Raw genomic sequence first — 17710 nt, 5'->3', positions numbered from 1 at the left:
ACTTTGCATAATATTAAAATAAATAAGATGGCACTAGAAATAACAGATGCAACTTTTGACGAAGTAGTTTTAAAAAGCGACAAGCCTGTCCTAGTAGATTTTTGGGCAGCATGGTGTGGGCCTTGTAGAATGGTAGGTCCAATCATTGAAGAAGTAGGACAAGAATACGACGGCAAAGCTGTTGTTGGTAAAGTGGATGTAGATGCAAACCAACAGTTTGCCGCCAAATATGGTGTACGTAACATCCCAACTGTTTTGGTTTTTAAAGATGGTGAGGTGATTAACCGTCAAGTAGGGGTATCTCCTAAAAAAGTTTATACAGATGCCATTGATGCAGCACTGTAATAAGAATTCAGGAATTAGATTTTAAAAAAGGTTTGGCTAATGCCAAACCTTTTTTATTTTATCTTGTCTTCACAAATTAGTTATGGACGTACGATCGGAACTTAGCAAAGCAACCCTCTTCCAGAATTTGGAACTTTTGGCAAACCAAATTGTGGAAGGCTTTATTAGTGGTATCCATAAAAGTCCTTTCCATGGGTTCTCTGCGGAGTTTGCCGAACATAAAATCTATAACTCAGGACAGAGCACCAAGCATATTGACTGGAAACTCTTCGCTCGGACCGACCGTTTGTACACCAAACGCTTTGAGGACGAGACCAACCTGCGTTGCCACATGATTTTGGACAACTCAGCATCCATGTACTACCCCGAAGTGAAAGAATATTCCTTGGACAACCTTAACAAAATTGGATTTGGAGTACTTTCTATTGCAGCTTTAATGCAGGTTTTGAAGAAACAACGTGATGCAGTAGGGCTAAGTATTTATTCGGACACCTACGATTTTCATACATCAGAAAAGAACAGTGAGCGACATTTTCAAATGTTGTATAACAAATTGAATGAGGTCGCGGCAAACAAAACGAACACAAAAGAGACCAAAACATACACCTTTCTGCATCAAATTGCCGAGAAAATACACCGAAGAAGCTTAATTTTTCTGTTTACGGACATGTTTCAAACAGAGATCGAAGAGGAAAAACTTTTTGAAGCACTGCGTCATCTCAAATACAACAAACATGCGGTAGTCCTTTTTCACTTATTGGACCAAGAGCATGAACTCAATTTTGATTTTGACAATGCCCCCAAACGTTTTGTAGATGTGGAAACAGGCGAACAAATAGATTTGTACGCGGATTCCATTAAAAAAGCATATTCGGAAAAGGTATTGCAATACCAGAACGATCTTAAACTAAAATGTGCCCAATATCAAATAAAGTATGTAGGGGTGGACATTAGGTCGGACTTCTCCCAAGTGCTGAATTCTTTTATGATCGAGAGACAAAAATTTGCTTGATCATTTTTTTAAAAAAATGTTTTGCCATATCCGAAATGAGAATGTATATTTGCACTCGCTTTAAAAAAGCAAATGAACAAGATTTGAATCCGACTGTTGTCGGAGTCTTCTAAAGATAAAATCATTGGTCTGGTAGTTCAGTTGGTTAGAATACCTGCCTGTCACGCAGGGGGTCGCGGGTTCGAGTCCCGTCCAGACCGCAAAAGCCTCATTTTATGAGGCTTTTTTGTTTTATAACATTCTGTTTTTCAGGTATTTATAAAACTAAATGTTAAACAAAAGTTAATTAGCGTGCTGCGTTCGTGCTGCATTTTTGATTCTTTTTTACTTCTTTGCAGTATTTTACAATACTTTTCATTACGAAAAATTACTCCTTAAAAAGTAGGATAAACTAATCTTGCCATTAAAATGCATTTGCAACAAACTACATTTTTCGCGGTGTTTGGAATCACTTTTTTTCTCCAGAGAGCCGATTAGAAGTGTTATTCGGCTCAAATTATCAAGATTTAGTTGTCAATTTAGCCAGTTTATTATTTCTTGACCACAATCATCTTTCAAATTACCATCTTCAAGAATATTGAGCTTACCTATGCCACATTCTTGCTTTTCATTTTTAAAGGATATAAAATTTGGCTTTTCTGTAATGAGGGAAGGGTAAAGCAGCAAAGCCCGAGAAGATTCCCAATATTTATTATAGACATACATTTGGCGTAAATCATTGGTCGAAGGTTTGTTGCCACCTATATTTTTCCACTTAGTATCTATCACATAGGTTTTGCTGTCTTTTCTTAGAACAATATCAGGTCTAATCTTAATTCGATTCCAAAATGGTTTCGATTCTTGACCTTTTACCGAAAGACCATCTATGTGAACAGATTTCAGTTTTGCCAACACATATTCCTCCCACAAATTGTTCATATCAAAAAGCAAAGCCAACATCTTTTCCTTTCCATTTGAGATATTTGGAGCAAAGTTCAAAATAATGAGTCGCGCAATTTCAAGGGCAGTCGCATAAGGTTTTGTTTTTCTATTGCTTACCAGTTTATCGAATATATGGAGATTTGCAGCGGTATTGGAAACATCGGGAAATGCTGCTTGTACTCGTTTGCATTTGGAATACAAATAAGTACCTGATGAAAATTGACCGATGATGTCAAGTGCTTGTGATAAAATTTGATGGATTTGATGGTCATAATCATACACTTGATGTTCAGTATAGAACCGTTCTTTATGGATTAGATTGTGATTTAAATGTGCGGCAAAAACCAATTTACCTTTTAGGGCTTTTATATTTCCTTTTTTTGTGCGGTATTGTCTTATGAGACCTTGTCTTATCAATAGCTGTGTTTCATTCAGAAACCATTCAAAATAAATGTCCAACAAATGGATTTGCTGTTTGCTGACTTTGGCTTGTCCCACCTTATTGACTTTTAATCGTCTTGTGGTCCTAAGCATGTTAATCAATACTTTTTGCCAATGCGATTCATTGTTTGATCCACCGTCAATTTTTGGTAAAATTTCAATGGTAAGACCATCAATTTGAATTACACCGACATATTGAGAAAACTTAATGCCTTTATGGAGTAGCGTAAAATATTCATTGTTATGTAGCTGGTTTAATTTAGCTAAAGCATTAAGGTGCTTTTCTTCGAAAAGAACATTATTATATTCCCGTCCGACTTGCAGCTTACTATGTTCAAAAGCCTGAAGTATGTTTTTTCGATTATTCATTAGATGTATTCAGTAAACCGCCTACGGCAGCTTCAATATCATCAATTTGTGGAAGTAATATGTAAGTTGCTTCACTTTCCGGCACATCTATATTTTTAACTTGGGCAAAATTGACCTTCCCTGTACCTTTCTCTTTTACAAAACCCTGGCCAAGTACCAAGGCGATTTTTTCGTAGTCGTTATAAAAATACTCTTGTAATAAAGGGATGATGTTGTTCTTAAAAACACGTGAAAGTCCATCCTTATCACCACTTTTTAATTTGATGAAGTATGAATGACCAATGGTATGGTCTCTATCCAACAGGGCTTCGATACGTTCATTTATAGTCTCCAAAACCTCCTTAAGGTTAAAGCCGTCATATGTGATTTTTTCCAACAATTGGGGCTTGGGCATAACTTCCTCAAAGATAAACCGTCTCCGTAAGGCGGTGTCCAAAGCTTCCACACTTCTATCGGCAGTATTCATTGTGCCAACGATATAAAGATTTGGAGGTACGCCAAATGTTTCATCCTTAGAATATGGTAATTTCAAAAGTATTTCCTCATCAGCTCCCAACCTTTTATCAGGCTCCAACAATGTGATTAACTCCCCAAAAATTGATGAAACATTTCCTCGATTGATTTCATCTATGATTAAAACATAGTTTCTAACTGATTTTTTAGATGAATCATTTTCAGACTCATAACTTTTCAACCTTTTTAAAATACTGGGGTAATAAATACCAACCCCCGTCTCATTAATTTCTCTTGTGCCATAATAAGCGTCTCTTAAGGTTGAGATACTCAAAGTATGGTCTGTTCCCCCACTTGATTTTTTAAATTGAATTGATTTTTCTGTAAAACCTATGATAGTGAAATCATACCCCTCTCTTTTTAAGGGAAATTTTATTTCCTCATTTTCTTCCCATTCTTCCTTTAATTTTTCAAAAGCGTCGTCAAACGCCATTTCGTTGGCCCCCCCTTTCTTAAAATCTAGATAGTTGTCCTCTGCCTTTTTACAAACTTTCTTAAATATGCCCGGTTTAATATCATAAATAAGTTTTTGGTCTGCAGTGGTGACAGGTTTAATACCTTCTACAAAATCTTCATATCCAAATGATTGATGAAAGGTGGTAAATACAATTTGTCCTGCTTCGCACAATCTATCATACTCACTCAAAATCAATTCCCGTTTTTGGACATTATCCAAGTCCTTTTTAATTGAAAGTGCTGGGTTGGCAATCTGCACAGCCAATTCCTTTGTAGAATATGTTTTACCTGTCCCCGGCGGGCCATATAAAATTTGATTCAATGCCATTTCGTTTATATTTAGTTTATCTAGCTCATCAGGGCTATTTCCTTTTCTAACTTTAAAAATTAAATCAATTGTTTCTTGATTTCTTATCTGTGAAATTGTACTTCGATAACCCCCTTTTCCATAAAGGACAAATGGATTTAAATTATCTTCCCACTTGACCTTCAAGATATTTCCATCTCCAGGGTTTGCTACTACTTTTCCAATTGCATGAATTTTTAATACTGAAACTGTAGAGCCATTTTTTCCTTCGGTATAAGTCGTTTTGGCAGCTATCATCGACCCTGGCTTAACTCTCTTGACTATTTGGATATTTTTATCTCCATAACCATTTTCCCAAATGTTTTCCTTTTTAAATCTTGAAAGTTGATTTTCATTGTCACCATCCTTAAAAGTAATGCCAACACAATAATAGGCTGGTATATTTGTTTGCGTTTTCGAGCTGATAGCAGCCTTCACTTCGTTTATTCTTGAAAGCATACTATCAAACTTCTTATTACTTACCAATACATTTTCTTTGCCCTGATTTCTAAACTCTTGGGCAATGGATTGGTAATTACGATCCAAGAATGTAAAGAGAGTTGAAAAATTATCTTTTGAAACTTCTCCTATATGGAGTGAAGACTTAGTTTCTGTAATTTTTTGGAAAGGACCAATTCGATGGATTAAAGCTTGATATGCTGCAATCAGGTTTTCATCTTTTTCCTCGTTATACACTACTTCTAGATTACAGGTATATCCATTATCGTTTGGATAGAACAATATACCAACGCTTCTAGTTCTATTGGAGCCTCCACTTGCATTGATTAAACCAACAAAAGCATAATCATCATTGCCCTGAAACCAATGACCACTTTCAAATCGCTGTCCAGCCCCAGCGCGTTGTCGCATTAGAAAATTAAAATGTGGATGCTTTTCTCTATATTCCAATAACTTTTTTAGGATAGTTTCGTGAAAAGTCATTGGCTTCAATTCTTGTGTCCCCATATTTCGTCATATTCCTTTTGATTTAGACTTTTGAAGCCCTTCTCAACATATTTTTTTAGTGTTTTAATCGTATTTTCAATTCTAATGTTGTCTGGTTCACTGAAGCTTTTTTGAATACTCTCCATAAAAGATATCAAATTATCAAGTCCATCTTTTTCCAATTCTTCAAATGCTGTTGGATTACTAATCTGTCCAACAAGTTTTTTATAAGCACTTTGAGAAGCAAAGATTTGATTCAAAAAATCATTGGGTTTATAACCTCTGAATTCTGCTTCTCGGTTATCGGCCTTATCCGAAATCATCTGAAAAAGTGGTGTATCGTAATATTTTAAGAAGTCCCTTTCAATTTCTTCTCTTAGCAAAGTGTTTGCCTCAAAAGGTCTTATTATTGTTTGCTGGGGAGTGATTTTTTCTGTGATTAAATGATATGCCTCCAAAACCTCATTCGTTTCGGCTTTTTTATTGATTAAGGCCTTAAGCTTGTGAAGAAGTAATGCCTTTAACTCATTTGAAAAGAAGTTATTATTATACTTGATATATCCACCTGGATAATTTTCCCCGACTTCTTTTCTTTTCAAATTGTGGTTAATTCCACTGAATAATCTGTCAAGATATCCAATGGAACTAATGCTCAATACATTGCCTAAAAACTCAACAAAATCATTTCTCTGATTAGGATAAAAAGTTTCGACACCGTTCTTAAGAATTGCTAATACTTTTTCATCATCTGAGTGAGTTCCATCAGACATGAAAATATTCAAAGAAAGTATTAAATCCTCGAATTGTTCGCGGTTTTGAGGTTTAGTTCTGAAAACAAAATACTTTAACTCATTTTGAATTGAAAACTCTTTATAATCAGGATTTATTCCTATCATGTGTACCAACTCATGAAGTTTGTTGGTTTCAAATGCTTTTTGAATTTGAGAAAGTGTGATATTACCTGAAGCAATATTGTTTCTAATGTATAGATTTGTATAGTACGTTTTTGAAATGCTATTTTGATGAGTCTCATAGAATTCCAAACTTTTCATTTTGAAAAGGCGACATAAACCAGCATTAATTACCTCAAAATCATCAATTTTTGCATTCTTGGACAATAATTCTTTTAACTTTTCCTTAGATGATATCATATAGATTGGGTTGTCATGAATGTCTTTGCCGATTATTTTTTTCTCATGAGTATATATCCAAACGTCATGATAAAAACCATTTCCTTCTTTGATTTCCCTATTGACCCAATCAATTTTCCCTTTAAAAAGTATGGTTTCCATTTTATTCAATATCAGTTCCTGCACATAACGGTATTTGTATGTTAACAACCTTAGGAGTATATATTCACTCAGAATGACATCCGACGGAGTTTCTAAAAAATCAATATTGAATCTGAACTCATTAACAAATCGTTTGACATCCCTCAGTGTTTCCAAGAAATCTGAATATGAAAGGTTTTCTTGAGTACAGGGACTGGATATTAAAGTATCTATATTTATCGCAAATGGATGGTCATCAAACAAACTCTTAAAGACCTCTAATAAGGTTGAGTCATCAACATTGGTATTTTTTGGGGAAGGGATTTTTTCTATTTCAACAAGCAATTCTTGCAAGATGAGGTTTTCATCAAACGGCAATAAGTTGATTTCCACATTAAAAACTTTATCAATATAATTATCCTTCGGTTTAGAGATACTTTTTAATACATATTGTCTATCATACCCGGCAATGAAAATCACATTGTTAAAATCAGAAAGAGTACGCATCAATTTCATTGTATTTAAAATCTCCTCTCCTTCAAGTCGGTCAAGATCATCTAAAAGGATAATAATTTGCCTATCTATTCTTTTTAAAATACTATTAATCGAACTATAGTGTTCCTCAAGTGACTTATTACCGGTAATTATTTCCCTTCCCATAGCCAATACTTTTCCGAACTCATTATGGGGAATTTTCAATATTGCATCAACATATCCCTTAAATTCAGTGTCGAGCTCCCCTGATAATGGTCTCAAAGCTGTACTCAATTCGTGAAAGAAATTTTCGATGATAGCATTTACTCCTTTATTTTTCCATACCCGGTACCAAAAAACTATGGCTTTCGGTTCCCTTTTCTCATATTCTATCTTAAATCGTTTTAAGAATGTACTTTTCCCATAGCCCCATACAGCATTTATTCCAACTGAAAATGCTGTACTGGGACGAAAATCTTTTAAAGTGATTATTAATTTTTGAAGAATTTTCTCATTGGCTATTTCACCTTCTTCATATAGGTTATCTTCTAAAAAGAAAGGGGAGCTTTTTGTCTGTTTTTTTTTGAATAAGGAGAGACTTATAAGTACTATATAGAGTACCCCTAAAAGGATTATGATATCAAGATACTTTAGAAGATTGTTTAATGGTAATAACTCTAAATGATCAACACCATCAAATCGTAGAAATAAGTAAAAAACAAGGACAATACTGATAATGTAGGTTAGATTTTTATGAGGGATATATCCTCTGACAATCGCAATAATTAAAAAAATAATTGCCAGTAAACTAGTACTTCCGTAACCTATCAAAAACCCCAAGGATTCATAATTAATATGTCTCCCAATTTTTATGAACAGGGTTACGATGGGGTAACTAAAAAGAAGTAAAAGAGCAACCGAAACTACCAACAAAACAAAAAATCTAACCGTATAAGTTGGATAACTCTTTTCACTCATTTTAGTTTGATTATTAATTAAATTGCTTAACAAACCCAATCAATTGCAACGTCTCATTCTCCGAAAACTTCTCGGCCATGATTTTGTGGTCTTCTTTCACTTTCCAATTTAGCCATTTTTAACCTGATTGCCTGTTTGCAGTCCGTTTTCGATTTTCTAGCTTTCCATATCAATTCTCTAGAACCAATCCATTTTTCAAATGATTCTTTGTTAATGATAATCAACCATTTAAGAATATTAGAGTATCACTTAAAGATCTTAAAAAGGTAATTCATAATCATTGTTATCTAATCTTGAGTTGTTTTTCGCTTCAAAGAGTAATTCCTCTTGAAGTTTTTCACTAAGCTCAAAATTTAGATAAGTATTTCTATATCGTGCAAAGGCTAATTTATGACATTGTTCTTTTGACCATTTTTCCACGGAATGAATAGCATGATTTTGTGCTGGATAAATCCCCGACTTTATATTGCCAATAATGTTCATGACATACTCAGCGCACTCTTGTGGTTGTTTAATTACTTGCTCCTCCGCAAATCTAATCACTACCCATCCATTTTCCGTGAAAAAACTGTTCCTTCTCTTTTCAGAACCTATATAATGAATTGGTTCGCCAGTCGCGCCAACATAAGGTTCGTCAATCTCAATATCAACGTATAAACTTGTAGTGTTTTCAGTTAAAGGACTGTAAATATCTTCAATATACACTATATCTGGCCTATAAGGCCGGATATAAGGAGCCGAGGATAAAGACAAAACCCATTTATCGCTAAAATTTGAAGATTTCGATAGAAGCAGGTTGTAAAACCCTTCCTCTGAAACTCCCTTATTATAATTTGTAGAAATTTCTGTTGGAGCTGTCGGGTTAGTTCTATATAATAAGGAAGCTTTACGCATAGCACTTATATAATCTGGCCTTTGTGACCTTAAAAGACCTTTTTCCCATTTGTCAAGTTGGATTATATAATCTATTAATTCAGTTTGGTATTCTGTTTTTTTCCTTTCATACTCTTCTCTGTAGTAAAGTATATCGTGCTGGTATTGCTTTCTCGAAGCTTTGTAATCATCCATTTTGTTTTTATATTCCTTTTTCGCATTTTCTCCATTTTTATGGTAGTTGTAAACCATACCAAACCCAAGAACTATTATTACTAAAAAAACAAGACCAAATCCATCAAAAATAGATGCCATTATCTCTGAATTACTACCAATAACTCCTGCCAAAACAAATATGACTATAGATAATAAAAGACATCCATATGATTGTATTCCACCGGCTGGTTTACTTGGTTCTATCGGGCTTTTAGGAATAATTAAAGTAGGTTCGACAGGTTCTTTTGGTTTAAGTGCCTCCTCCGGAATTGATTTTAGAATCTCATCTAGATCATTGGGCAATATCAAAATAGGATAAGTAATCTTATTTGGAAAACTCATTTAGGATTTCATTTTTTATAAACCCAATCATATACAAAGTTTCATTCTCGTTAAACTTTTCAGCCTTTGAACGATAGCCACCTTCTTCCATTGGCCATTGTGCCATTTTGTTTCTAATAGATTGCAGGCTGTCAGTTTCTAAAACCTTAATACACTTCAATACTGTATTAAACAGTTCTATACGGTCCATATCTTTATTAATGAGAGGCTTCTCATATAAATCCAACATGGCATTGACCTGTTCGACAAATTCTTTGTTTTCTTTTTGGTTTGTCCAGTCCAGTACTTCTTTAAAAGCACTACTTTTTACTTTCAACACTTTTGTACCATTATCCAATTGATACTGATAAACAAAACATTGTGCATCGATAGTTTTGGCAATAGCCTTAGAAAACATGCCCCAACCTTTTTCTTCAAAAACTAGTTCTTTAAGTTTTGGCATAGTATTCAGCAGTTCTATGTTGCTGAACATTTTATGGGTGTATTTTTTGCCATAAGTAAAACCAAATCGACGCTCGGTGAGCAGTTGTACCACGGCCACTTCGTAATCAAAGTTGATGTTCTCAAATAAAGTGTCAATGGACTCTTTATCTTTTTTGTAAGCCACTCCTTCCTTTGCAACCTGACCTAATTCTTCCTTAACCTTACCAAATGTTACTTGCCCATTCATCAACAGTGGCAACAACCAATCCCGGAGTTCTGACAATTTTTGGTTTTCTATTGAATTAACTTTAATTTTTTGATGAAAAGAATCGACTATTGATTTAAAATGATTAATCGCATCTTTACTAGGTAGAACAACTTTTAAACTAAATAAATCATCTTTGGTAATTGAACCAAAAGTTGTTCCCACAGAATTCCTGTAGTCAAAAACTTGTTTGAAATAAGTCATTTGACTCCATAAGTAAGAATTGGATCCACTTTTTTCATTGATAGCCGCTAATCCTCTACCAATACAACATTCACACAATGCTTGATTAAGTGTACCGACGGGAGCTCTAACTGATAATAGTATTGAATCTTCCGGCGCTATCCGAGATGGGTGAGTTGTGTATTGGCGTATGGATGGATATCTAATACCAAAATCTGTAGAGCCTTGAAAAAAGACTATTCCATTTTGATTTTCGTTGTAGGTATTTCCAGGAGGAGATTGCCCCATTATAATATTTGCTATATCTGAGAGCGTACCATCATCCCACCCTTCAGGAATCTCCCGTTTCAACTGCTTGTTATAGACCATTTTGCCCCCGGAAGACTTATAGGGCCTGCCGTTGGCATCGGGCTTGCCCTGATTGAAGTCGAATGGAAAGTCGAACTGTACAAACCAATAATCGAAAAGCAGTTTGGCCATGGCCTCAAGCTCTGCATTGATTTGGTTGTTGATCTCTATTTTTGAATCAATTTGTGATAAAGTTTTAACAATTCCATCTTGGTACGACTTAGCTGGAATCTTAAATTTAAGTCTAGTTAAGTAATCAATATTAATATTGTCTTGGATACTTCCACTTGCTGAACTTTGAATAGCCTTTCTAATGTATGTGAAAACATAGTGCATAAACAACTCTGAACTTTCTTTTGGGTTGGCAATAAAACCAACAACACTATCTGGGAAGCACATGGGATACCCTAATAAGGCAGTCTCAGCAATATTTGCGGCTATCGTTATACAGAGAGTATTTTTTGGCCACAACTTGCTTTGTTTCAGTCCAAAACTGTTATAAGTGGCGTTATGAGATGTTATGTAAAGGTTGGCATCTTTTATTTCTCCTGTTTGAACTAGAGGAAAATGACCGTTTTCAAAAAGTGATTTGTCATTTCTGGGACGATGACGAGATTTACCACGTTGGAAAGATCCCAAATCCGAAAGAATTTTAGTTTTCCAATGAGCATTATACTTTGACTCATTCATTATCATACTTCAAATTCTTTAGGTTATGTTGTATTTGCATTTCCAGAAGTTCACTTTCGGAAAAAAGGTTAGCGAGCTGTTTTGAAGAGGTTCTCACTTTTTCTTCGAATTCACCAGGAGTTATGTCAATGTATTTAATTCTAATTTCAAAATACTGACTTGCACTAAAACTATAGTTTTTAGTAGTGATTTCATCATATTCAACCACTACGGAAAAATCATCCACCTCTGTTTTATTGATAAAGGTGTTTATAATACGGTCTTCCTCTTCAGTATTTAAAACCGTTTTTTGGTTTTTCCCCTCTTTAACCGTTGTGCCTAAGTTGCTGGCATCAATAAACACCACTTTTCCATCATTATTTTTGTCCATAAAGACAATGGAAACATTTGTGCCAGTCGTGGCAAAAATATTACTGGGCATGCTTACCGCTCCGGCCAACATTTTATGATCAACTAAGTATTCACGTATTTTTTTATCAATACCACTTTGTGCCGTTAAGAACCCAGTGGGTACAACTACTGCTGCCTTCCCCTTTTCTGTCAACGAGTATGCGATGTGCTGTAAAAACAGCGAGTAAATCGCCATTTTATCTTTGGCTTTTTTAGGTATGTTGGGAATTCCCGCAAAAAAGCGATCTTTATTTATTTTCTTCTGCAACTCCTCTACATCGTCACTAAAGTCCAGCTTAAAAGGAGGGTTGCTCACGATATAGTCAAACTTACGCAAGGACCCATGTTCTTTGTGATAGGGAGTGGTCATGGTGTTGCCCTGTATCACATTCTCAATACTGTGCACCAAATTGTTAAGCACCAAATTTAATCGCAACAAGGTGGATGATTTTTGGGAAATATCTTGGGAGTACACGGTGCATTTATCTGGACCTATGGCATGAGCCAGGTTCATAAGCAAAGTGCCGGATCCTGCGCTTGGGTCATATACGGTCACATTCTTAACAGGTTCCGAAACTAAAATAGCAGCCATTATCTTGGCCACGGCATGCGGAGTATAGTATTCAGCGTACTTACCCCCAGCGTCATTGTTATAATCTTTTACCAGATACTCAAAAATGGTGGAGAAGAAATCAAACCCTTCGGTCATGATATTCTCAAAACTAAAATCCACTAACTTATTCAACAATGCCTTTGCAAAGGCATCCCGCTTGGTAGGATCCGAAATAAATTCAGTGACCCTATCAAACAACCTGATTTTGGCACCACCATCGGTATTAACGGCAAAGAGATCATTGTTTTTGGCGGCAATGTCCAAAAGGGTGTCATCCAATAGCTTACCAAATTCAGGTTCATTCTGTCTATCGAATAAATACTCAATCACATGGTGTGGATAGAGAAAGGCCGTATTACTTTCTAAGTCAAACTGTAGTAGTTTATATTCTCCTTCATCAATCTCGCTCAATGCCAATTGCCATTTTTCCCTTTTAGTTAAACTTGGTCTTACTTTTTTTAACTCATATGAGAATTTATCGTTCAGGTATTTGTACAAAAATACCTGGGTGATGATCTTAAACTCGTTGCCATCATTCCCTAAACCATAACTGGCACATACAGCCTTTAGGTTGTCTATTAGTTTTTTAGTTTGTGTTGTATTCTCTACAGTCATTATGCCGGTCTGTTATAATACTCGTTCATATATTCATTTACAATGATGTCACTAATAAAAATTACGGTGTCGTAATCCAAAGCGGTGGTCAAACTTTGGTTGAATGACTTCATTACATAGCGTGCCACTTCCCGTTTAAAATATGCTTCATTGTCCAAAGTATTGTTGCGTTGTAGTATGCTCATATCTGCTTGTTCCTTTATATTTTGTAAGGCCTCGATAATGGCCGTCCTAATTTTTGAAGGTTTTCCTGCTTCCAACAACCGTTTCTGAACCCGGGCATACTTTTGATCACCTTCGTATTTAGCACGCAGCAGCTCATTTTTCCGGTTCAATTCCTTCACTTTTTCATGAATGGTTTTCAGTGAATGCATATTACGCTGCATTTCCTCCTGAGTGACCTCACTTAGGTTCTTATTTTCAAAAAGTCTTTTTAATTCATCATATAGGCTGATCCATTCAGGGTCTTTGGTATCAAAATTACTGGCAAGGCCTTCGCGCGTTTTTCTTAGGATGTCTTTTAGTCTATCGGCCAGAATCAGTTCTTCTTCCCCTACTTTTTTGAACAGAAATACCACATCCTCCAGAGCCATATTCAATAGATTGCCCATTTCTTCATTGTGCTCCAAGGCTTGTTTGGCGTTAATCAATGCTAAATGGTCTATCGCCATGATACGCAATCGTCCCAATTGACGGAAATCCAATTTTTCCAACAGATCATATTCCCCTGTCAATCTAATAACGTTGTAAAGGGAACGGGCATCTTCCAAGGCCTTCTTAATCTTTAACATAGTACCTCTATCGCTAATTTCTGAAATTTGAGCAGAAAAGATTTCGGCATTTTTTAATTCATAATCAGCAAGGGTTTCCCTTATTTCCGATATGTTGACCTCAATCTCTTCTTTGGACATAAAGAGATTGGAATAGCTTTCCATCTCATCACCCAAAACCTCTTGAAGCTCATCAAAATAGGCACGGTTGGTCTTGTCAAACTCGGAGGATATATCGGCAAAATCAACCACATAGCCATAACGGTAATCTTTATAGGTTCTATTTACCCTGGTCAATGCCTGCAAAAGATTATGGCTTTTTATTACTCTTGCCAGATACAGTTTCTTTAGCCGTTTGGCGTCAAAACCCGTCAATAACATATTATAAACAAAAAGCAAGTCAATTTTCCCAGACTTAAATTGATCCCTGCGTTCGGCCAATTCATCCTTTGATCCAGAATCGTACAAAACAAGCCCTGCTTTTTTAGGTTTAAAGTTTGCAGACCATTCATTACCATAGGTAATATCTTCTTCAGCGACTTTTGGCAGACTATTAAACACGGAACCAAATTTCTCATTAAAAATCCTGAACAATTCTCTCGCCTGTTCGCTGCTGTCGCATATAACCATGCCCCCTAAACTACCATCATTGTTACGAACCCTGAATTTTTCAAAGTCGTCGACGATGTATTCCAACATAGGTTCTACAAAAGAGGAATGGGCATACACCAATTTTCTATCAGTATCTCCCTTTTTTATATCAATGGAATCAAGCGCAGCCTTTAATTTTATTTGGTATTCGGTCTCTATGTCTTCTCGAATCAGCTTTAGAGTGTAGCCATCAGCTATGGATTTATTGTAGTAGTACTTATGGATATAATCACCAAACAAGTCTTTGGACTTTAAATCTTTCCCGATTAAAGGTGTTCCTGTCAATCCGATTTTGATGGCATTCTTATCGCTCTGTTCTAAATTGGCCAAGAAACTACCTTTGGGATCGTAACTGCGGTGCACTTCATCCAAAAAATAAATCCGCTGTATGGAAATATCATAGTCAAGGTTCATCCGCAAGTCTTTGTCATCATGAAACTTTTGGATATTTACCACAGAAATTTCACGAACTCCTTTGGCGTTATAAACAGCGGTGGTAGTTTTTAAATCATTTAGAAACTCCTGTTTAGAGTTTACCGTATGGACCTTCAATCCTCTCGCCGTAAACTCATCCCGGGCCTGTGTAAGCAAATCCAACCTATCGACTATAAAATAGAACTTTGGAATAATGTTCTTGGCTTGAAAGTAATCGGTCAAAAAATGGGTATTGTAATACGCAAGAGCCGTTTTACCACTACCTTGAGTGTGCCAAATGATTCCCTTTTTTATCCCTTTATCCAGTTTTACTTGAATGGCCATTGTTGCAAAAAACTGAGGGTAACGCATGATATGTTTCTGAATACCGGAGTACTCGTTAACATAGGCCAAGGCATAGCGCAACATGAATTCCAGTCTTTCCTTGCTCAACAAAGAAGTGAGAACTCTATTTGTCGGAGAATCCAGATTCTTGTTGGTTAAAAATTCTGGACTGTTTTTTATGGCTTGGTAATTAGTGTCCCTTAAAACAAAATCCTCAGTATCGGGGTCCAAAGGTTTTAAAACTTGGGAAAGGTTGAAGCCAATTTCTTCCCTGAAATAATTAAAGATGGGATTAGTATAGGAGGGGGAGGCGTAAAACGCACCCTGCCAGGGCTCAATTTCATTGTCGTCATACTCCATGTTATTGGAGAAAATCATGAACTGGGTAAGATTCACAAATTTTTTGAACTTTTTGTTCTGAAACCTTCTTTTGATTCGCCTCCGCTCATCCAAAACCCCATCGCGGTTATTTGGCTTTTTCACCTCTATAAAAACCAATGGCATACCGTTAATCAATACAATAACGTCTGGCCGGAATTCATCCTCACCATTTTTATAGGTAAGCTCCGTTACTACATGGAAAGAATTGTTTCCAAAATTTTCTAAATCCAAAAGTTTAGTTCCTGAACGTTGCACCAACATATTATAAAAGGCTTTGCCCAAATCATTATTGTCAAGAGACAGGCTTATTTCCTGATATAATCTTTCAATATCTTGACTTTCAAGATGCGGGTTTATTCGTTCAATCGAAGTCTTGAAAATGTCTGTAAAAATATTGGTCTCCACATCCCAGCTGGATTCCTTAAGGGACAAATACGTATACCCAAGCTGCGTGAGATGTAAAATCACTGGTATCTTTACTCTAGAGTCTTCGTTGAATATCATTCTTCGGTTTTAAGTATTTCATTTTTCAACCATCTAAATGCTGCTTTTTGGTCATATTCAATTTCAGGACGCAACAAGGCTTCCATGTCCCCAGTAAAACCAGAATCATTTTCCTTAGCTTCAATATTTTGTAAAAACTCTTTTTGACTTGGTGGCTTTCCAACCGAAAAGGCCATATATTCATTGAAACATTCGATGATTGAGGCCGTTTCCAAATTTATGTGCGTCCGCGAATAATCCAAATCAAAAAGATCACGGCCTTTACTTCGCTGGTACAATGCCCGTAACTTAGTTCCTAAAAGTTCATTGATGCTATATGTTCGTATTTTGGTGCTGCCTGTAAACCAGGTATTCTCAACTTCGAATGGGAATTCAACCCAATCAAGAACATTAAAATGCTCTCGACAATTGATTTCAATTTTAACCCGCATTCGGATATTCTCATACTCTGAGTTAAATCGATATAGAGCTTTTGCGCCATGACCTCTAACTTGCGTTTTTCTTGGCTCTTCAAAGAAATCTATAATCTGATCCAGTCTTTCCATAATAGGTTTAATGGGTCCTTCCTTAATTTGAACCAAATCAATATCTTCTGAATACCGAGGTGCTGGATTAAGGTATAACTTGTGTAATGCCGTACCACCTCTAAAAGCTAGGTTTTCATATAAGAAATCATCGGAGAATATGGCAACCAGCATACGACTTATAATCAAATCTTGCTCTATCTGGGCGAATGATTTCCAAGGAGCATGTTCTTGCCATTCTGCTATGTAGGGCCGTGGTATCATATATCGCTTTCAAGAGCTAAGTTCACATCAACTTTCCATTTATTATCCACTGCACCTGGTTTGATTTTATCCGATGTATTCAACAGTACAGGGTAAAACCCATGTCTTTCCAAATGCACAATAAGTGGCTCACGCAAATTCTCTTCTGGGTTTATATAATCGATTAAAAAACCCAACCGCTGTAAAACACTTTTATGCGGATACCATTGCAATAAGGAATCCATTTCACTTGGCTCAACTTCTTCTAAAAGTTCCTCGATATTTGCCAATATTCTATTTATTCCTCCTAACTTTCTTTGGTGGTATATTAAATCTACAATGGTCAGTAATGGGTCTGAAACATTAAAATAACCAGCATCCGATTTTTTTTGGACAATATTGGCCTTGGGCCAATTAGAGGTAAGAAAAAAATTTATGGTTACATTTTTTTTATGAATATCCAACATTCTAGTGCTTTGTGTGATGATGTATCCAGTCTGTACCTGTTGATGGGCTGCTCCATGTATTTGTGCTGCCGAGTATAAACCAATGTAATAGGGCTTTTCCAAATGTTCAAATAATTTATTGACATAAAGCTCCAATGGCAAAACACCCAACTTTGAATATCTTGGCGGTATGATAAGATAGAATCCTTTTCTTAAGGCAAAAATCTCCCCTTTCTCAGATAAATAGGCTAAATCCGTTGCAATAGCATTTGCGTCCTTCCCTGAATAAGCCATATATTCATCACGGGAGAATGAATATTCTTCCAATGACAATCTATTTTTGATAAAATCGGCGAGCTGCATTTAGTAAATTTAGAAGAATATTAGCAATTATTGCTATTTT

Annotated in this window: 11 protein-coding genes and 1 tRNA gene; 3 read left to right on the top strand and 9 right to left on the bottom strand. The window is 35.8% G+C overall.

Annotation, left to right across the window (positions count from 1 at the left end):
• Positions 1-27: 27 nt before the first annotated feature.
• From trxA to ACQQ5U_RS10050, 3 genes are all read left to right on the top strand, one after another.
• Positions 28-345, top strand: coding sequence for a thioredoxin (gene trxA / locus ACQQ5U_RS10060; RefSeq protein ID WP_100817082.1), 318 nt, complete (start codon positions 28-30; stop codon positions 343-345).
• An 82-nt stretch (positions 346-427) separates the two neighbouring features.
• Positions 428-1357 carry a DUF58 domain-containing protein gene (locus ACQQ5U_RS10055; protein WP_437397213.1) on the top strand — a complete coding sequence of 310 codons (930 nt, stop codon included), beginning with the start codon at positions 428-430 and terminating at the stop codon, positions 1355-1357.
• Positions 1358-1483: 126 nt separating this feature from the next.
• Positions 1484-1557: transfer RNA gene (locus tag ACQQ5U_RS10050), tRNA-Asp, on the top strand.
• A 313-nt stretch (positions 1558-1870) separates the two neighbouring features.
• Here the strand turns inward: ACQQ5U_RS10050 and ACQQ5U_RS10045 are convergent.
• The 9 genes from ACQQ5U_RS10045 to ACQQ5U_RS10005 form a co-directional block, all read right to left on the bottom strand.
• Positions 1871-3088 carry an McrC family protein gene (locus tag ACQQ5U_RS10045; RefSeq protein WP_437397211.1) on the bottom strand — a complete coding sequence of 406 codons (1218 nt, stop codon included), beginning with the start codon at positions 3086-3088 and terminating at the stop codon, positions 1871-1873.
• A complete protein-coding gene (locus ACQQ5U_RS10040; RefSeq protein ID WP_437397209.1) occupies positions 3081-5312 on the bottom strand; it encodes an AAA family ATPase in 2232 nt (743 codons plus the stop codon). Before ACQQ5U_RS10040 ends, ACQQ5U_RS10045 begins: the two co-directional genes overlap by 8 nt.
• Positions 5313-5350: 38 nt before the next feature.
• The gene (locus ACQQ5U_RS10035; RefSeq protein WP_437397208.1) at positions 5351-8071 is read right to left on the bottom strand and encodes a KAP family P-loop NTPase fold protein; all 2721 of its coding nucleotides are present in this window, start codon (positions 8069-8071) and stop codon (positions 5351-5353) included.
• Positions 8072-8329: 258 nt separating this feature from the next.
• Positions 8330-9502: a hypothetical protein gene (locus ACQQ5U_RS10030; RefSeq protein WP_437397207.1), complete on the bottom strand. Its 1173-nt coding sequence runs from the start codon at positions 9500-9502 to the stop codon at positions 8330-8332.
• Positions 9486-11411, bottom strand: a complete 1926-nt coding sequence (locus tag ACQQ5U_RS10025) for a restriction endonuclease subunit S (protein WP_437397205.1) — start codon at positions 11409-11411, stop codon at positions 9486-9488. The genes ACQQ5U_RS10030 and ACQQ5U_RS10025 overlap by 17 nt, the downstream gene beginning before the upstream one ends.
• Positions 11404-13029: an HsdM family class I SAM-dependent methyltransferase gene (locus ACQQ5U_RS10020; protein ID WP_437397204.1), complete on the bottom strand. Its 1626-nt coding sequence runs from the start codon at positions 13027-13029 to the stop codon at positions 11404-11406. Before ACQQ5U_RS10020 ends, ACQQ5U_RS10025 begins: the two co-directional genes overlap by 8 nt.
• Positions 13029-16094 carry a type I restriction endonuclease subunit R gene (locus ACQQ5U_RS10015; RefSeq protein WP_437397203.1) on the bottom strand — a complete coding sequence of 1022 codons (3066 nt, stop codon included), beginning with the start codon at positions 16092-16094 and terminating at the stop codon, positions 13029-13031. The genes ACQQ5U_RS10020 and ACQQ5U_RS10015 overlap by 1 nt, the downstream gene beginning before the upstream one ends.
• Complete coding sequence (locus tag ACQQ5U_RS10010) at positions 16091-16882, bottom strand: nucleotidyl transferase AbiEii/AbiGii toxin family protein (RefSeq protein ID WP_437397201.1); 792 nt, start codon at positions 16880-16882, stop codon at positions 16091-16093. The genes ACQQ5U_RS10015 and ACQQ5U_RS10010 overlap by 4 nt, the downstream gene beginning before the upstream one ends.
• Entirely contained in the window at positions 16879-17670 is a 792-nt protein-coding gene (locus tag ACQQ5U_RS10005; RefSeq protein ID WP_437397199.1) for a type IV toxin-antitoxin system AbiEi family antitoxin domain-containing protein, read from the bottom strand. Before ACQQ5U_RS10005 ends, ACQQ5U_RS10010 begins: the two co-directional genes overlap by 4 nt.
• Positions 17671-17710: the final 40 nt, after the last annotated feature.

The organism is Flagellimonas lutimaris (genome assembly GCF_051494225.1).
Lineage (GTDB): Bacteria > Bacteroidota > Bacteroidia > Flavobacteriales > Flavobacteriaceae > Flagellimonas > Flagellimonas lutimaris_A.
This window is presented reverse-complemented; position numbering and strand designations above follow the sequence as displayed.